The organism is Streptomyces sp. NPDC107546 (genome assembly GCF_055639175.1).
Genome location: NZ_JBVKBA010000014.1, coordinates 50,931 through 67,324, shown reverse-complemented (window position 1 = coordinate 67,324; position 16,394 = coordinate 50,931). Strand labels below are relative to the sequence as shown.

The window sequence follows — 16,394 nt, the reverse complement described above, 5'->3', positions numbered from 1 at the left end:
GCGGCCCTCCGTGCGGCGTGTCGTGTGTCTGTTGTAGACGACGGCGACGAGTTTATGCAACTAGTTGCACAAACCCGAAGGCGGTTCGACTGGCAGCGTGGCAGCCCTCGGTCAGCCCGCGGTCAGGCCTCAGTCCACGTCCACGTCGTCGAAGAGGTCGAGCATCCGGGTCAGCACACGCAGACACGCCTGCAGATCGGCCTCGGTCAGGTCGCCGCGCACCTGCCGCAGCAGGGTGTGCTCGCGGGCGGTGACGGCGTCGATCACCGCCTGCCCCTCGTCGGTGAGCCGGAACAGCGAGGAGCGCTTGTGGGCAGGGTTCGGGATGCTCTCGACCAGCCCACGCGCCGCCGCCTCGTTGACCATGCGCTGCACGAACTGCCTGCTGAGCGCTTGCGCGCGCCCCATCTGCGGGACGGTCATGGGTCCGTTGTCGCAGAGGAGGGCGAGCACGGCGCGTACGCCGACGGAGACGCCCTCGATCGCTTCGACCTGTTCGACCTTGCGCTGCACCCGCCGGTACAGCGGGCCCACCAGGGCGAAGACCTCCATGAGACGGGGGGCGAGGGCATCCGGGGCGAGTGGCGCGTTCTGATCGGTCACGCCGGGAATTATGACACCTGAGTTGTCAATCTCGCGGGAAATTGACACCTTGGTTGTCATGATGGAGACCGTGGAGACACTGAAGACATTCGAGACCGGTGACGGCCGACTGGCGTACCGCGACGCGGGGGCGGGGGCACCACTGGTGCTGCTGCACGGTGGCTTCCTCGACCACCGGATGTGGGGAGACCAGATCGCGGTATTCGCGCGGACCCACCGGGTGATCGCCCTGGACGCGCGCGGCCACGGGGCGTCCTCGAACGCGACCCGGCCGTTCCGCCACACCGACGACCTCGCCACGCTGCTGCGCCACCTCGGCACCGGCCCCGCGACCCTGGTCGGGCTGTCGATGGGCGGAGGGATCGCCGTGGACACCGCTCTGGAGCACCCGGATCTCGTCCGTGCCCTGGTCGTCAGCGGCGTCGGCACGAGTGAGCCCGACTTCCAGGACCCGTGGACGCAGGCGGCCATCTCCGCGTACTGGCATGCGCTCGGCGCCGGTGACATCGACGCCTTCGTGGACGCCTTCGCACGGTTCGTCCACGGCCCGCAGCGCACGGCCGAGGACGTCGCCCCCGGAGTCGACCGGCGGGTACGGGAGATGGCCCGGGCGACGATCACCAAGCACACCGGCGACGAGCCGGACCACTCGGTCCGCGTCACCGACACCTGGGCCCGCGCCGCGAAGATCGAGGTACCCGTGCTGGCCGTCAACGGCGGCATCGACTCCCCCGATCACATCGGCATGGCCGAGCGCCTGGTCCGCATCGTCGCGCACGGCCGGGCCACGGTCGTGGAGGGCACCGGGCACTACCCCAACATGGAGCGGCCCGATGCCTTCAACGCGATCGTCCGGGACTTCCTGCGCCCGCTCGAGCACTAGCGCCTGGTGCCGATCAGCACGTTGGCGCACAGCTCCTCCGAGACGGCGAGCCGGACGTCGAGGCCGCCGTGGGTGAACGCCTCGATCGCGGAGGGGACTTGGCGTTCGCTCGTCTCGACGAGCAGACGGCCGCCGGGTGCAAGCCACGCGGATGCCTGGGCGGTGACCCGGCGCAGCACCTCCAGGCCGTCGCGGCCGCCGTCCAGAGCGGTCAGGGGCTCGTGGTCTCGGGCCTCCGGCGGCAGCAGCACGACCTCGTCCGTGGGGACGTAGGGCACGTTGGCGGTCAGGACGTCGACACGGCCGCGCAGTTCGTCCGGGAGTGCGGCGAACAGGTCGCCCTCGTGGACCCGGCCGCCGTACACGGCGACGTTGCGGCGGGCGCAGCGCACGGCGGCCGGGTCGATGTCGGCGGCGTGGAGTTCGGGCCGGTCGAGCCCGGTCGCCAGCGCCGCGCCGACCGCGCCCGAGCCACAGCACAGGTCCACGACGAGACGGGCGCCGCGAGAGACGGCGAGGGCCTGATCGACGAGGAACTCGGTGCGTCGGCGGGGCACGAAGACGCCCGGCTCGATCGCGATACGCAGGCCGTGGAACTCGGCCCAGCCCAGGACGTGTTCCAGGGGCAGCCCGGCGACGCGCCGGTCGACCATACGGGCGGCCTCGTCGGGGCTGCGGGCGGTGGACAGGATCAACTCCGCCTCGTCCTCGGCGAAGACACAGCCGGCGGAACGCAGCGCGGAGACGACCTGGGAACGTGACAGTGGTGGCATGGAGCCGAGAAAGCCTTCCGGTGGACCGAAGGGCGCACTCGCGGTCAGCCGGCGGCGGTGGTCCGCGCCGTCCTGAGGTGGGAGAGCACCCGAGCCGACACAGCGGTAATGGGACTCACCTCCTCGGCCACAGGGGCCGGGACGGTCCGCGGCCAGGACGGACACCCTAGCAGGAGGGACGTTCCCGGAAGCCCCCTTCGACCGCGGAGACGTTCGCGCCCGGCTCAAGTTGTATTCTACAACTGAGTGACGAGGGAGGTCCCGTGCAGACAGAGCACGCCACCGCCGCGTCCGCGGCGGAAGCCGCCGTCGAGACCATTCAGCGCGAGATGACGGTGTTCGCCCGGCGCGCCCGGGCCTCGGCCGGCCGTATGCACCCGGAGCTGTCCCTGGTCTCGTACACGCTGCTCGGGCACCTGGAGGAGAGCGGCGGCTGCCGGGCGACCGACCTGGCCGCGCACTACGCCCTGGACAAGTCCACGGTGAGCCGGCAGGTGGCCGCGCTGGAGCGGGCCGGGCTGATCGAGCGGCGGCAGGATCCGGACGACCACCGGGTCCAGGTGCTGCAGCTGACCCAGGCGGGCACGCGGATCCTCGCCCAGGTCACCGAGAGCCGCCGGGAGGCGTTCCGGGAGCGGCTCGCGGGCTGGCCGGAGCAGGATCTGGAACGCTTCGCGGCCTACCTGCTGCGCTACAACGCCGCGGCCGCCACCACACCGGTCGGGCCGCCCGCCCCGGCTGCCGGCTGACGGCGAGCGACGGGAAGGGGCCCGCCTGCGGCGCACCCCGTGGGCCCTGCCGTCAGATCCCCACCACCTGCTCGTCCCCCAGCCGCTCGGGTACCCGCGCCGACACGAACCTCGTCGTGCGGCGCAGGCGGAAGCCCAGGGACTCGTAGAGGCGGATCGCGCCTGTGTTGCCCGCGCCGGTGTGCAGGAACGGGGTCTCGCCACGCTCGCGGATGCCGTGCGCGACCGCCAGGACCAGTCGGCCGGCCAGGCCCTGCCCACGGAACGCCGGATCGGTGCACACGGCGCTGATCTCGGTCCAGCCGGGCGGGTGCAGCCGTTCGCCCGCCATGGCGACGAGAGCTCCGCCGCGGCGGATGCCCAGGTAAGTGCCCAGTTCGACGGTGCGGGGCAGGAACGGGCCGGGCCGCGTGCGCGCCACCAGGTCCAGCATCTCGGGCACGTCGGCCGCGGTGAGCCGTACGGCCTCCGGGTCGGGCACGGCGGCGATCCCGTCGTCGACGAGCTGCACGCCGTCGAGCGCGAAGGTGATCTCCCAGCCGTCCGGGACCTCCCCGCGGAAGCCGGGGAGCGGGGCCTCGGCGCCGGGACCCGCCAGCGCCGCGAGGTCGGCCCAGTCGTCGGCGTCCGGATCGTCCGGCAGACCCACCCAAGGCGAAACGTCCACGGGGTAGCGCAGGATGCGGCCCCGGCGCTCCGCGAAGTGGGCGTGCGGGCCGGTCAGCGAGGCGAGCGCCGGGTTGTCGAGCACGTGGTCGCTCATGCTGCGACCTCGATCACGACCTTGCCGCGGGCGTGCCCGTCCTCCACCAGGCGCAGGGCCTCCCCGGCCTGTTCGAGCGGGAAGGTCCGTGTGACATACGGGTCGAGGTCGCCGGCCACCACCAGCCGTGCCACCTCGTCGAGCACCGCGGCGGTGCGGGCGCGCTCCACCCGGGCGCCGCCCAGCCGCTCGACGTCCTGCGGGGCCGCCCCTGCGGTGATCAGCTTGGAACGGTCGGTCAGCAGGGTCGCCATCTCCTCCAGCACGTCGCCGCCGACCAGGTCGTAGACGCCGTCGACGCCGTCCGGTGCGGCCGCCCGCACCCGCGCGGCGAGATCCGTGCCCGAGGGGACGTGGACGGCGCCGAGCCGCTCGACGAAGTCCTTCTTGCCCTCGCTCGCCGTGCCGACGACGCGCAGGCCGAAGGCGCGGGCGATCTGCACGGCCGCGACACCGACTCCCCCGCCGGCGCCGGTGACCAGCAGGGTCGCACCGGCGGGCAGCCCGAGCTGCCGGATGCCGTCGTAGGCGGTGGCCGCGGCGACCGGCAGGACCGCCGCGTCCGTGAGGGACAGGCCGCCCGGCACGTGCGCGGTCACCGTCGCAGTCAGCAGCGCGTATTCGGCGTACCCGCCGGCCACGGTGTTGCCGAAGACCGCGTCCCCGACGGCGAAACCGGTCACGCCCTCCCCGATCTCCTCGACGATGCCGGCGGCCTCACTGCCGAACACCACCGGGAACTCGGGCGTGCCGCTGTCGCCGGGCCGCCTCAAGCCCGAGCGCAGCTTCCAGTCGACGGGGTTGACGCCCGCCGCGCGCACCGCGACGAGGAGCTGTCCGGAGCCGGGGCTCGGCCGGTCCGTGTCGATGAACGTCTCCGTCTCGGGGCCGCCGTGGCGGGCGTATGCGTACGCCTTTGGCATGTCCTGCCTCACTCTCCTTCGCTGTCCCCGGACCAACCGTCGCTGGAGCCACCGGTTCCGGCCACTACAGCGCAAGGAAGATCACGGGGCGGCTATTCCCGGGCGTCGGGAGAGTTCATACGCCTGCAACGACCGGCCCGGGCGAGCGTCCCGGCGCACCGGCAGCGGGTGTCGCCGCGGTGGCGGGGAAGGTTTCGTGGCCACAGGTCCGGGAACTTCGCCCGAGAGGGAGAATGGGCATAAAAGCCGCTTCACAAGCCGCTTCGTGTCGGACACGTTCCGTCGGGGACGGTCCGCCCCGGGCCACCGAAGGCACCCCGGGCCATGCGCCGAGTGGCGACGCCCGCCGCGCACCGACCCGTCGGCGGGGCATGGCGGCAAGGAGGTCGAGATGCGAACCCGGGTGCGCGGCTGGCGCTGGAAGCGCAATCCGCTGCGCCGCCGTTGCGATGTCGTCGAGGCGTGGACGGCGCTGGTCGTCGCCGTGCTGCTGTTCGTCGGGGCCCCGCTCGTCGGCGCGGCCGTGGGCTGGCGGGCGTATCAGCAGGGGCACGCCACGCAGGTCGCCCAGCGCGCCGAACGCCACCAGGTGGCCGCGGTGCTCGCCGAGGACGCCCCGGCCGCCGCGCCCGCGACTCAGGGCGGGAAGCAGCCCCTGTACCCGGCGAAGGTGCGCTGGAGCGCGCCGGGCAAGGGCACGCTGACCACGATCGCCGAGGTCCCGGCGGGTTCGCGCAGCGGCGACCGGGTGCCGGTGTGGCTGGACTCCAGGGATCGCGGGGTCGCCCCGCCACCGAGTGACGGCGCGGTGTGGCAGCACGCCTTGACGGCCGGTGTGTGGGCCGCGGGCGGCATGGCCGGGACCGTACTGCTGGCCCGCGCCGTGACCAGGCGGGTCGCCGAGCGGCACCGCATGGCGGAGTGGGAGGCCGAGTGGGCCCGCACGGGGCCCGAGTGGGGGCGGCGGACGGCCTGACCGCCCTCGCAAGGAGGCCGATGAAGGTCTGGCGGCTCCGTGACGGCCACCGTACGGTGTGATCATCCGCACCCGACGTCAAAGGTGGTCCTTCATGGCCCTGTTCGACCTGCCGCTGGACGAACTCCGCGAGTACCGCAGTGCGTCCGTCGAGCCCGCGGACTTCGACGCGTTCTGGACGAAGACGCTCCAGGAGGCCCGGGAGCACGACCTGGACGCCCGTTTCGAGCCCGTCGAGACGGGGCTGAGGACCGTTCAGGTCTACGACGTGACGTTCGCCGGGTTCGGCGGCCACCCGGTGAAGGGCTGGCTGACCGTGCCGGTCTCGGTGGAGGGTCCGCTGCCGACGGTCGTGGAGTTCGTCGGCTACGGCGGCGGGCGCGCCCTTCCGCACGAGCATCTGCTGTGGTCGTCGGCGGGTTTCGCGCACTTCGTGATGGACACGCGGGGCCAGGGCAGCGGGTGGGGCGGCGGTGAGACGCCGGACCCGGTGGGCAGCGCGCCGTCCTTCCCCGGGTTCATGACGCGCGGGATCGAGGACCCCGAAAGCTACTACTACCGGCGGGTGTTCACGGATGGCGTGCGCGCCGTGGAGGCGGCCCGCGCGCATCCGCTGACCGACTCCACCCGTACCGCGGCCGTCGGCGGCAGCCAGGGCGGCGGTATCACGATCGCGGTCGGCGGTCTCGTACCGAACCTGGCGGCCGTCGCGCCTGACGTGCCGTTCCTGTGCGACTTCCCGCGCGCGACGACGCTCACGGACCGCCACCCGTACCGGGAGATCGGCAGCTACCTCAAGACGCACCGCGGCCGTACCGAGCAGGTGATGCGGACCCTGTCGTACTTCGACGGCGTGCACTTCGCCGCGCGCGGCCGCGCGCCCGCGCTGTTCTCTGCGGCGCTGGAGGACCAGACGTGTCCGCCGTCGACGGTGTTCGCCGCGTTCAACGCGTGGGCGCACGAGGAGAAGACGATCGAGGTGTACGACTTCAACGACCACGAGGGCGGCGGCGCCCACCAGCAGGGGGTCAAGCTGCGCTGGCTGCCGGCGCGCTTCTGACGCCGGAGAGATCCGGGCGAGGCCCGCGCCTGTCCGCTCAGATCCGGGTGGCCACGATCAGCCGGCAGCGCGGGCTGCCGTCGGGCCGGTGGCCGAAGTCCGTCAGCGCCCGGTGCTCCACGGTGAATCCGGCGCGGGTCAGCTCGCGCCGGACGTCACCGAAGCGGAACGTCCGGTAGTACATGACGAACGGCGGCCGCCACAGGGCGTTGCGCACCCGCATCACGGTGTCGAAGCCGAGCAGCGCCCAGTACCACGGTGAGGCCGGGGACGGCGGGGCGCCGATGGGGAACACGAACCGTCCACCGGGCCGCAGCACGGAGTGCACCTCGGCGAACAGGCCCGGCAGCTCGCGCGGCAGGAAGTGGCCGAACGCGCCGAAGCTCACCGCCAGGTCGAAGACGGGGCCGAACGGCAGGGCTCGGGCGTCACCGCGCACCCACGCGACGTGCGGCGGCCCGTCGGACCGTGCCCGTGCGCGTGCGACGGCCAGCATGCCCGCGCTGAAGTCGACGCCGGTGACGCTCTCGCGGCAGACCGTGCGCAGCACCTGAGTCCCCGCGCCCGTACCGCAGCAAAGGTCGAGCCCGTGCGCGAAGGGTCCCATTGCCTTCAGCTCCCCTTCGACGGCGTCCAGGACGGCGCCCGGAGTCCGGAAGGGGGTGTGGTCGAACTTGGGCGCGAGCAGGTCATAGCCGCGCTCGACCGACGACAGCGCCTGGACGGTCAGCTCGCGGAGGGTGGGACCGTGCGGGGAGAACATCGGCATCAGCTTAAGGCAGCGCCGGCTCCGGGAGGGGATCATCCCCGACCGCTCGTATCGGATCATCTCCGGTCAACGGCCGACGAGTCCGGGGGGACCGCCCGCCGCTCCCCCGGCCTGTCGCGAAAGTCCCGTCCTCCGCCCGAAGGACGGGCGCGGTCCGGCCCGCGTCGTTCCCTGGATGTCCTGCACACCGGATACCCGTCCAAGGCGGCCCCTGTCTGGTGGTCGTCAACCCGTCGAGCAGCGAGGGGAGTTACGGGCTCCCCACCATCGGCCGCGCGCTGGAGGTGGCCGGGGTGGAGCCGGGCGGTGCCCGGCGATGGACTCTCGCGAGGTCGAGAACAGCGCCATCGGTGCTCGTAGCGCAGGTATACGCTGGCAGTGAGGGTGAGGTGAGCCTCCGTGCACTCCGTACCCAGCAGCCCCGAAGATCTCGTGCGGGCTCTGAGAGCCGCCGGGATCAGGGACGAGCGGCTGCTGGAGGCCGTGCGGACGACGCCGCGGGCCAGGTTCGTCCCCCCCTCTCAGGCGGCCGCCGCCTACCGGGACACACCCGTTCCGATCGGGCAGGGGCAGGTCACCACACAGCCGTCGCTGTCCGCCGCGATGATCGAGAGCCTTGAGCTGAGCGGAAGCGAGCACGTCCTCGAGGTCGGCACCGGGCTCGGCTTCCAGACAGCGCTGCTCGCCCGGCTGGCCGGCGACGTGGTCAGCGTGGAGATGCGGCCGGACATCGCCCGGCAGGCGCGCGGCAATCTGGCCGGGCAGGGTGTGCGGAACGTGGAGTTGCAGGTCGGTGACGGCAGCGGCGGTGTGCCGGACCGCGCCCCGTACGACGCGGTGATCGTCTCGGCCGCGTTCCCGGAGGTGCCCGAGCCGCTGGTCGCGCAGCTGCGGCCGTCGGGCCGTCTCGTGCAGCCGGTCGGGCCGGGCGGGCACGAACAGGTGGTGTGCTTCGTGCGCACCATGTCCGGGCTGCGGCAGCGGCGGATCGTGACCGCGGCCTGCTTCGTCCGGCTGCTCGGGCGGTACGGCTTTCCGCAGGACGACACGGATGTCACCTGAGCGCGGAACAGACCGCGTCCCGTCCGTGTTCTCCCCAGCAGAACCGCCGAGTGCTACAGTGCGGTGAGCACTTGTGTACGCCCCGTCCGGGCGCCGGTGCCTGTTTCTCCCCGTTCGCCGTTCCGCCCGTCGTTGCCGACCGGCGCACCGGCTTTCCGACACCACCTCGTCAGGCAGTGCGTTGTACGCCGTACCCGAGGTGCCGTTCCTCGCCGTGGCGAGGCGTGATCCTGCCGCCCCCCGGCCCTCTCCCCTTCCCTCCTTCCTTCCATTCCTTCCGTTCCTGAAAGGCCTTCCATGACCATCACACTCGAACACCCCCCGATCCAGCAGGAGCGAACGCCTCAGACCGTCACCGGGGTCCTCGACATCGACGCCGGCGGGAAGGGGCATCTGCGTGCCGAAGGCTGCCTCGCCTCGCCCGCCGACCTCCCCGTCTCGCCCGCCCTGATCCGCCGTCACGGGCTGCGCAAGGGCGACATCCTCGCCGGCGCCCGTACCGGGCGCTCCCTCACCGAGGTCGAGCTGGTCAACGGACGCCCCCCGGAGGAACTGCGCGGCCGTCCGCACTTTCGCGACCTCACCCCGCTGCACCCGCGTGAGCGGCTGCGGCTCGAGCACCCGGCGTCGGGCCTGGGCGGACGTGTGATGGACCTTCTCTCACCCGTCGGCAAGGGCCAGCGCGGGCTGATCGTCGCCCCGCCCAAGACCGGCAAGACCGTGCTGCTCCAGCAGATCGCCGCGGCCGTCGCCGGCAACCACCCCGAGTGCCACCTGATGGTCGTGCTGCTCGACGAGCGGCCCGAGGAGGTCACCGACATGCGGCGCTCGGTGCGGGGTGAGGTGTACGCCTCCACGTTCGACCGCACGCCGAAGCAGCACATCGCGCTCGCCGAACTGGTCGTCGAGCGCGCCAAGCGACTGGTCGAGCAGGGCCGGGACGTCGTCGTCCTGCTGGACTCGCTGACCCGGCTGTGCCGGGCCCACAACAACGCGGCCTCCTCCGGTGGCCGCACCCTCAGCGGCGGCGTCGACGCCTCCGCCCTGCAGGGCCCGAAGCGCTTCTTCGGCGCCGCCCGTCTGGCCGAGGAGGGCGGCTCGCTCACCATCCTGGCCACCGCCCTGGTCGAGACCGGCTCCCGGGCCGACGAGTTCTTCTTCGAGGAGCTGAAGAGCACCGGCAACATGGAGCTGCGCCTCGACCGCGCCCTGGCCACCCGCCGCATCCACCCGGCCGTCGACATCGCCGCGTCCGGCACCCGGCGTGAGGAACTCCTGCTGTCCCCGGGCGAGTTGGCGTCCGTACGAGGGCTGCGGCGCGCCCTGCGGTCACAGGGGCAGCCCGCCGTGGAGACCCTCCTGGAGCGGTTGCGGGCGACGCCCGACAACGCGGCGTTCCTGCGCCAGGTCCAGCCCACGCTGCCCGTCGGCTGATCCGGCCGGCCGGACACGTCCCGGCGTCAGTCATCCGGGTGCACGATCCCCCCACTCGGCTCACGCCGACCGGGCGGACGCGCGCTCACCGTTCCTACGGTGTCCAGTATGAGCATCGGATTCTCCTCTCGCGCCCTCCTCTCCTGCTGCGCTCTGGGCGCGGTCGGCATGTCGGCCCTCGCGCCGCTGCCCGCCGCCGCTCTGACGGGCACCGGCTCCGGCGCTCCCGGGCCCGCCGCGTCACAGTCGCCGCTCCTGTACGGGCCCGGCACTCAGGTGCGGCCACACGCGGGAGCCCCCGAGATCCCCTCTGTGTCGGCGCTGTCGTGGCTGGTGGCCGACGCCGACACCGGTGACGTGCTCGCCGCGCACGACGCGCACCGTCCGCTGCCGCCCGCGAGCACCCTCAAGACCCTCTTCGCGCTCACCGTGCTGCCGGCGCTGCCCGCCGGCACCCGGCACACCGTCACCCAACGGGAGCTGGCGGACATCGGGCCCGGCAGCAGCCTCGTCGGGGTCAAGGAGGGGCTCACCTACCGGGTGAGCGACCTGTGGAAGGGGGTCTTCCTGCACTCAGGCAACGACGCGGTGCATGTACTGGCCGCGCTCAACGGCGGCGTGCAGACCACGGTCCGCCGGATGCAGGCCAAGGCGCGGCAACTGGGCGCCTTCGACACCCAGGTGGTCTCGCCGGACGGCTACGACGCCCCCGGGCAGGTGTCGTCGGCGTTCGACCTCGCGGTGTTCGGGAGGGCCGGGCTGCGCAATCCGGACTTCGCCCGGTACTGCTCCCTGGCGGAGTCGACGTTCCCCGGCGACGGCACCTCGTACGGGATCCGCAACACCAACCGGCTGCTGACCGGCGCCGACGGTGTCGAGCGCTACCCGGGGCTGATCGGCATCAAGAACGGCTACACCAGCCACGCGGGCAACACCCTCGTGGCGGCGGCCCGCCACGGCGGGCGCACCCTCGTGGTGACGGTGATGAACCCTCAGGAGGGTGGCGGGCTCACGGTCTACGAGGAGGCTCGCTCGCTGCTCGACTGGGGCTTCGACGCCGCCGGGCGGGTGGCGCCGGTCGGCTCGCTGCTGCCCGAGAGCTCGGGCGTGGCGCGCTCCGGTCCCACCGCGCTGCCGACGACGACCCCCCGCAAGGAGGACGACGCCCCGTCCGACTGGCCGGAGGCGGGCACGCTGGCGGGCGCCGTCGGTCTGGGGACGGGCGCGGCGGTCGCGCTGACGCTGCGGCTGCTGGGGAGACGGCCGGAGCGGGACTGACCGACCGGCAGCCCGAACAGCAGGCCGAGGGTGATCCATGTGTAGGTGTTGCTGCCGAGGAAGCCGTCGATCCCGGACGCGTCGTCGAACCACAGCCACACCACGCTGGTGCACAGCACCGCGTACAGGGCGGCCGCGGTCCGCGGCCGGCGTGCGTGCATCAGCACCGCGAACGACGGCAGCAGCCACACCAGATGATGCACCCAGGTGATCGGGGAGACCAGGCAGGCGATGAGCCCGGTGAGGGCGAAGGCGGCCTGCCAGTCCCCGGTGTCCAGCGCTCGGTGCGTGCGCCACGCCCACACCGCGAGGACCAGGACGACGGCCAGCGCCCAGGCGGCCCGGCTCGGATCGTCCGGTGCCGCGAGGCGGGCGAGGACGCCCTGCAGGGACTGGTTGGAGACGTAGTCGAGGCGGCCGACGCGGGTGGTGTCCCAGACGGCGCTGGTCCAGTAGAAGCGGGAGGCGTCCGGCGCCGCCCACGCCGCGAGCAGAGTGGCGGCCCCTGCGACAGCGGTGGCGACGGCGGCGGCCCGCCATCTGCGGGCGAGCAGCAGCAGAGCGATGAACACCGCCGGGGTGAGCTTGACGGCCGCCGCGAGTCCGATACCGGCCCCCGCCCAGCGCCCGCGCCCGGTGGACAGCAGCCAGGCGTCGGCGAGCACGAGTACCAGCAGCAGGAGGTTGACCTGCCCGAAGCTGAAGGTGTCCCGGACGGGTTCGAACAGGGCCAGCGCGCAGGTGGCCAGGCCCCAGCCGAACCAGCCGTGGCGGCCCAGCTCCCGGCCGACGAGGATCCACACCACGGCGGCGATGGCCGCCAGGTTGAACAGCAGGGCGAGCGCGATGGCCGTGTGCAGGCCGACGAACGCCATCGGCAGCATGCACAGCGCGGCGAACGGCGGATAGGTGAAGCCGTACGTCGTGCCCGGCACCCGGTAGTCGTAGAGGTGACCGCCGTGGTGCGTCCAGGCGTCCACGGCGCCGTAGTAGACGCGCAGGTCGAACCAGCCGCGCAGCAGCGGCACGGTGGCGGTGAAGACGGTCACGGCGGCGGCGAGGCCGAGGACGAGGGCGAGCCGTCCCTTCTCGGTGCGCGGCGGTCTCACGCGGTCCGTCCCAGTACGGGTGCCTGGGCCGCCTGGTGCGCCTGCCACAGCACGACCACGGCCAACATGCCGCCGGAGACGGCCAGCACCACCTGGGCGAGGTCGGGCGGGCCGCCGCTCGGCAGCACGGCGAGCGCGAGGACGGCGGTGGCCGCGGCCACCCGGTGGCGTACCGACGTGCTGGGGGCCGCGGCGGCGATGAGGAACAGTCCCCACAGGGCGTACCAGGGGCGGATGGCCGGGCCGAGGACGGCGACGACGGCGAGGCTCAGGCCGAGCGCGTAGACCGGGGCGGGCCGCAGCTTCACCCAGATGACCAGCACCGTGATGGCGGTGGCGGCGACCCCGACCGCGTGCCAGGCCGGTTCCGCCAGGGGCGCGAGGTCGCTGCCGAGACCGTCGAGCAGACGGCCCGTGACCCGGCCGAGAACGCTGGTGGGTGACCAGTTGTGCGGGGAGACGGGTGTCTTCAGGGCCGCTATCCAGCCGTACCCGGTGCCGGCGACGGCGGTGACCGCGGCGGTGGTGGCGAGCGCGACCACCGTGGTCGTCACCGTCGCCCGGAGGACGCCGACGTGCCGGCGCAGAGCGATCACGGCGAGCAGGCCGAGCGCGGCGGGGGCCTTGACCAGCGCGGCGAGCGTGACCAGGACGACGCCGAGGACGTGCAGCCGGCCGCGGGCGGCGAGCAGGCCCATGCCGAGCAGGCCGAGCATGATGGCGTCGTTGTGGGCGCCGGCGACCAGGTGCAGCAGGACGAGCGGGTTGAGGGCGCCGAGCCACAGCGCGGCGGCCGGGTCGGCGCCGCAGTGCTTGGCGAGCCGTGGCAGCGCGAACGCCATCAGGGCCACGCCGAGCAGCGCGACCAGCCGCATGCCGAGCAGGCCGGCCGGCAGTTCGCCCCGGGTCAGTCCGGACAGCGCGGAGGCGACGACGAGGAAGACCGGGCCGTAGGGGGCCGCGGTGTCCCGCCACACCGGAGCCACCTCGTCCGCCAGCGGACCGCCGAGCTGGGCGGGCCCGTAGGCGTAGACGTCGAGGTGGGCGTGGACCATGGCGCCCTGGGCGAGGTAGCTGTAGACGTCCCGGCTGAACAGCGGCGGGGCCAGCAGCAGCGGCGCCGCCCAGGTGGCGAGGACGAGCAGCAGGGCCCGCGGCGTCGGCGGTTCGGGGCCGCGGATCACCCGGCCGAGCAGTGCCCAGGCGGCGATCAGCAGGACGACACCGAAGTACACCCCCACCAGTCCGAGCGCGGCGCGCCCGGACTCCGGGGAGACCAGATCCTCGACCGGCAGGGCTCCGGCGGTCTCACCGCCCAGCGCGAGAAAGGCGGTACCGGCCAGACCGAGCGCCTGACAGCGGCGGAGATCGACGGGGAAAGCCATGGCCAACACTCGGGAAGCGTGTCAACACCGGGTGGCCGGAAAGCAACGTCCGTCTCTCGCGCGGGCGGCCTGCTTGTGACCGCCGCGTGATCGACGGGCGCACGGGGGCACGGAAGTCCCGGTCAGAACACGGACAACCCGGTCAGCGTGGTGAAGCGGTCGAGTGCCGCGACGCCCGCGACGGAGTTGCCGCGCTCGTCGAGGCCGGGACTCCATACGCACAGGGTGCAGCGGCCGGGCACGACCGCGATGATGCCGCCGCCGACGCCGCTCTTGCCGGGCAGGCCGACCCGGTAGGCGAAGTCGCCCGCCGCGTCGTACGTGCCGCAGGTCAGCATCACCGCGTTGACCTGCTTGGCCTGGCTGCGGGTCAGCAGCCGGGTGCCGTCTGCGCGGATGCCGTGCCGGGCCAGGAAGCCGGTGGCGAGGGCGAGGTCCGCGCAGGACGCGGTGAGGGAGCACTGCCGGAAGTACTGCTCGAGCAGCACCGGCACGGGGTTGCCGATGTTGCCGTAGGACGCCATGAAATGGGCGAGGGCGGCGTTGCGGTCGCCGTGCGCGGCTTCGGAGGCGGCGACCTCCGTGTCGAAGGAGAGTCCGGGGTTGCCGCTCTCGGTTCGGAGGAAGTCGAGCAGGGTGCCGGCCGCGTCACCGGTACGGGTGTGCAGCCGGTCGGTGACGACCAGGGCGCCCGCGTTGATGAAGGGATTGCGCGGGATGCCGTTCTCGTACTCCAACTGGACCAGCGAGTTGAACGGGTTGCCGGACGGTTCCCGGCCCACGTGCTCCCACAGCGCGTCACCCTCGCGGGCGAGGTCGAGGGCGAGGGTGAAGACCTTGGTGATGGACTGGGTGGAGAACGGCTCCCGCCACTCCCCCACCCCGTACACCGTGCCGTCCAGTTCGGCGACGGCCATGCCGAAGCGGCGCGGGTCCAAGGCGGCGAGCGCCGGTATGTAGTCGGCGGCCCGGCCGCGACCGGGGCGCTGCTCCATCTCTTCGGCGATACGTTCCAGCACGGGCTGGAAGTTCAACGACGGGGCCATGGTCACCATCGTGCCGCCCCCCGCGACGGACCGCTCACCTGACGTGCCTCGTGATCATGCGCTGGATCCTATGACGCGGTCGGGGCTGCTCCACCCGGCGGGGCGGCAGCCACGGCCGCCGCCCCCAGGCGCTTTCTCCCTGCTCACCGGGACGGTCAGACCTCCGGGGAGCCGCTGCCTGCGACCACCTCGGGCCGCAGCAGCGCCTGGAGCCGCTCGGCCGGCAAGAGGCCCTTCTCCAGGACGAGTTCGGCGACGCCGCGACCGGTGGCGAGGGCCTCCTTGGCGATGCCCGTGGCCGCCTCGTAGCCGATGTACGGGTTGAGTGCGGTGACCAGGCCGATGGAGTTCTCCACGGCCGCCCGCAGTTCCCTCTCGTTGGCCGTGATCCCGGCGACGCACCGCTCGGCGAGGGTGAGGCAGGCGCGCTCCAGATGCGTGATGCTCTCGGAGAGGGAGTGCAGGATGACCGGCTCGAAGGCGTTGAGCTGGAGCTGCCCCGCCTCGGCGGCCATGGTGATGGTGACGTCGTTGCCGATCACCTCGAAGGCGACCTGGTTGACGACCTCGGGGATCACCGGGTTCACCTTGCCGGGCATGATGCTCGAGCCGGCCTGCACCGGCGGCAGGTTGATCTCGTTCAGGCCCGCGCGCGGCCCGGACGACAGCAGGCGCAGGTCGTTGCAGCTCTTGGAGAGCTTGACCGCGATCCGCTTCAGCACACCGGACATCTGCACGAAGGCGCCGCAGTCCTGGGTGGCCTCGACCAGGTTGGCGGCCGTCACCAGCGGCAGGCCGGTGATCTCCGAGAGGTGGCGCCGCGCGGACTCGGCGTATCCCGCCGGAGCGTTGAGGCCGGTGCCGATCGCGGTGGCGCCGAGGTTGATCTCGTGGATCAGCTCGACGGCCTCCGCGAGCCGGCTGCGGTCCTCGTCCAGCATGACCGCGTACGCCGAGAACTCCTGCCCCAGCGTCATCGGCACCGCGTCCTGGAGCTGGGTGCGGCCCATCTTCAGCACGTCACGGAACTCGACGGCCTTGGCCGCGAAGGCGTCCTGGAGCACGGCCATCGCCTTCAGCAGGCCGCGCACGGCGTAGACGGTCGCGATCTTGACGGCGGTCGGGTAGACGTCGTTGGTGGACTGGCCGAGGTTGACGTCCTCGTTGGGGTGCAGGTGGTGGTACTCGCCCTTGGCGTGCCCCAGCAGCTCCAGAGCCCGGTTGGCGACGACCTCGTTGGCGTTCATGTTCGTCGAGGTGCCCGCGCCGCCCTGGATGACGTCGACCACGAACTGGTCGTGCAGCTTGCCGTCGCGGATCTCATGGCACGCCTCCACGATGGCGGCGGCCTTCTTCGGCTCCAGCAGGCCGAGTTCCTCGTTCGCCAGGGCGGCGGCCTCCTTCACGGCGGCCAGAGCGTCGATCAGATGCGGGTAGGCGGAGATCGGCGTCCCGGTGATGGGGAAGTTCTCCTTGGCGCGCAGGGTGTGGATGCCCCAGTACGCCTCGGCGGGTACGTCGCGGTGGCCGAGCAGGTCGTGCTCGCTGCGGTGGGCTGCGGCGGTCATGGCTGTGCGGGTC

15 protein-coding genes and 1 pseudogene are annotated in these 16,394 nt (G+C 72.7%); 7 read left to right on the top strand and 9 right to left on the bottom strand.

From position 1 onward, the window contains the following. Positions 1–129 precede the first annotated feature (129 nt). On the bottom strand, positions 130–552 hold the full coding sequence (locus ACZ7L1_RS21535; RefSeq protein ID WP_471439469.1) for a MarR family winged helix-turn-helix transcriptional regulator: 423 nt from the start codon (positions 550–552) through the stop codon (positions 130–132). Between the two features lie 112 nt (positions 553–664). On the opposite strand from ACZ7L1_RS21535, the gene ACZ7L1_RS21530 reads away from it, so the two are divergent. Continuing rightward, complete coding sequence (locus ACZ7L1_RS21530) at positions 665–1,486, top strand: alpha/beta fold hydrolase (protein WP_471439468.1); 822 nt, start codon at positions 665–667, stop codon at positions 1,484–1,486. On the opposite strand, the gene ACZ7L1_RS21525 is transcribed toward ACZ7L1_RS21530, so the two are convergent. Continuing rightward, positions 1,483–2,259: a putative protein N(5)-glutamine methyltransferase gene (locus ACZ7L1_RS21525; RefSeq protein ID WP_471439289.1), complete on the bottom strand. Its 777-nt coding sequence runs from the start codon at positions 2,257–2,259 to the stop codon at positions 1,483–1,485. The genes ACZ7L1_RS21530 and ACZ7L1_RS21525 overlap by 4 nt on opposite strands. A gap of 329 nt (positions 2,260–2,588) precedes the next feature. Between ACZ7L1_RS21525 and ACZ7L1_RS21520 the strand changes: the two genes are divergently transcribed. After that, a complete protein-coding gene (locus ACZ7L1_RS21520; protein ID WP_471439467.1) occupies positions 2,589–3,008 on the top strand; it encodes a MarR family winged helix-turn-helix transcriptional regulator in 420 nt (139 codons plus the stop codon). A gap of 52 nt (positions 3,009–3,060) precedes the next feature. Here the strand turns inward: ACZ7L1_RS21520 and ACZ7L1_RS21515 are convergent, their stop codons facing one another. Both ACZ7L1_RS21515 and ACZ7L1_RS21510 read right to left on the bottom strand, forming a co-directional pair. Continuing rightward, positions 3,061–3,771: a GNAT family N-acetyltransferase gene (locus tag ACZ7L1_RS21515; protein WP_471439288.1), complete on the bottom strand. Its 711-nt coding sequence runs from the start codon at positions 3,769–3,771 to the stop codon at positions 3,061–3,063. After that, positions 3,768–4,694 (bottom strand): NADP-dependent oxidoreductase, encoded by a 927-nt coding sequence (locus ACZ7L1_RS21510; RefSeq protein ID WP_471439286.1) that lies wholly within the window; start codon positions 4,692–4,694, stop codon positions 3,768–3,770. The genes ACZ7L1_RS21515 and ACZ7L1_RS21510 overlap by 4 nt, the downstream gene beginning before the upstream one ends. A 391-nt stretch (positions 4,695–5,085) precedes the next feature. Here ACZ7L1_RS21510 and ACZ7L1_RS21505 point away from each other — a divergent pair, with 391 nt between their 5' ends. Both ACZ7L1_RS21505 and ACZ7L1_RS21500 read left to right on the top strand, forming a co-directional pair. Further along, positions 5,086–5,670 carry an Rv1733c family protein gene (locus ACZ7L1_RS21505; RefSeq protein ID WP_471439284.1) on the top strand — a complete coding sequence of 195 codons (585 nt, stop codon included), beginning with the start codon at positions 5,086–5,088 and terminating at the stop codon, positions 5,668–5,670. 94 nt (positions 5,671–5,764) lie between these two features. Then, the gene (locus ACZ7L1_RS21500) at positions 5,765–6,730 is read left to right on the top strand and encodes an acetylxylan esterase (RefSeq protein WP_471439283.1); all 966 of its coding nucleotides are present in this window, start codon (positions 5,765–5,767) and stop codon (positions 6,728–6,730) included. Between the two features lie 37 nt (positions 6,731–6,767). Here the strand turns inward: ACZ7L1_RS21500 and ACZ7L1_RS21495 are convergent, their stop codons facing one another. Beyond that, positions 6,768–7,493, bottom strand: a complete 726-nt coding sequence (locus ACZ7L1_RS21495; RefSeq protein ID WP_471439282.1) for a class I SAM-dependent methyltransferase — start codon at positions 7,491–7,493, stop codon at positions 6,768–6,770. 405 nt (positions 7,494–7,898) lie between these two features. On the opposite strand from ACZ7L1_RS21495, the gene ACZ7L1_RS21490 reads away from it, so the two are divergent. The 3 genes and pseudogenes from ACZ7L1_RS21490 to ACZ7L1_RS21480 all read left to right on the top strand — a co-directional run. Then, a complete protein-coding gene (locus ACZ7L1_RS21490) occupies positions 7,899–8,561 on the top strand; it encodes a protein-L-isoaspartate(D-aspartate) O-methyltransferase (protein WP_471439280.1) in 663 nt (220 codons plus the stop codon). 297 nt (positions 8,562–8,858) lie between these two features. Further along, the gene (gene rho / locus ACZ7L1_RS21485) at positions 8,859–9,995 is read left to right on the top strand and encodes a transcription termination factor Rho (protein ID WP_471439278.1); all 1,137 of its coding nucleotides are present in this window, start codon (positions 8,859–8,861) and stop codon (positions 9,993–9,995) included. Between the two features lie 108 nt (positions 9,996–10,103). Then, a pseudogene (locus ACZ7L1_RS21480) lies at positions 10,104–10,928 on the top strand (D-alanyl-D-alanine carboxypeptidase family protein); the annotation flags it as partial. 83 nt (positions 10,929–11,011) lie between these two features. Here the strand turns inward: ACZ7L1_RS21480 and ACZ7L1_RS21475 are convergent. The 4 genes from ACZ7L1_RS21475 to aspA all read right to left on the bottom strand — a co-directional run bounded on the left by ACZ7L1_RS21475 (position 11,012) and on the right by aspA (position 16,381). Then, entirely contained in the window at positions 11,012–12,382 is a 1,371-nt protein-coding gene (locus tag ACZ7L1_RS21475; RefSeq protein WP_471439276.1) for a glycosyltransferase 87 family protein, read from the bottom strand. Next, on the bottom strand, positions 12,379–13,767 hold the full coding sequence (mptB, locus tag ACZ7L1_RS21470; protein WP_471439274.1) for a polyprenol phosphomannose-dependent alpha 1,6 mannosyltransferase MptB: 1,389 nt from the start codon (positions 13,765–13,767) through the stop codon (positions 12,379–12,381). Before mptB ends, ACZ7L1_RS21475 begins: the two co-directional genes overlap by 4 nt. Positions 13,768–13,889: 122 nt before the next feature. Beyond that, positions 13,890–14,813, bottom strand: a complete 924-nt coding sequence (locus ACZ7L1_RS21465) for a glutaminase (RefSeq protein ID WP_471439272.1) — start codon at positions 14,811–14,813, stop codon at positions 13,890–13,892. A gap of 155 nt (positions 14,814–14,968) precedes the next feature. After that, positions 14,969–16,381 (bottom strand): aspartate ammonia-lyase, encoded by a 1,413-nt coding sequence (aspA, locus tag ACZ7L1_RS21460; RefSeq protein ID WP_471439271.1) that lies wholly within the window; start codon positions 16,379–16,381, stop codon positions 14,969–14,971. Positions 16,382–16,394: the final 13 nt, after the last annotated feature.